The organism is Moraxella sp. 179-F 1C4 NHS (assembly GCF_045370505.1).
GTDB lineage: Bacteria > Pseudomonadota > Gammaproteobacteria > Pseudomonadales > Moraxellaceae > Faucicola > Faucicola tetraodonis.
Map to the genome: position 1 here is coordinate 1 of NZ_JBIQEC010000088.1, position 504 is coordinate 504.

Consider the following 504-nt stretch of genomic DNA (forward strand, 5'->3'; position numbering starts at 1 on the left):
CTATCCCAGTTATCACAGCAGACATAGCCAAAATCAACACCTAATTCATCAAGCTTGGCTCGTAGCTGTTTGGCTGTCTTTAAGTTGCGTTTGCCCCATATGAAAGCGACAATCTCACTTGTTTCTGGGTCATAGGCATAAACAAGCCATACCTTGTTCTTCTTATGCCCTACATACGTCCAAAACTCATCCACTTGCAGTTTTAGATAATAGCGTTGTTTGGGTTTTATATCATGGTTTGAATTGACCAAAACGCTTAATACCTTGTATTTGCTGACTTTCTCGATGACAACGATATCAGCAATGCTACAGCCTCGAACTAGCATTAAACGTATCTTGTCATCAATATCGCTTTTACAGCCTTGGTAACTTAGCTCCGTCTCATGAATGAATTGTCGATGACAGTCTTTGCATTGGTAGTTCTGCTTGCCATAGATTTTCCAGCCGTTTTTCTTTATACTAAAGCCAAGACAGCTTGGGCATCTGATTGTAATTTGTGTCTTC

At 40.3% G+C, this 504-nt stretch carries 1 protein-coding gene; it reads right to left on the minus strand.

Annotation, left to right across the window (positions count from 1 at the left end; translation table 11 throughout):
• Positions 1-504 (minus strand): IS1 family transposase (locus tag ACH0AB_RS11980; protein WP_406878289.1); only part of this gene is annotated, 504 nt, incomplete at both ends.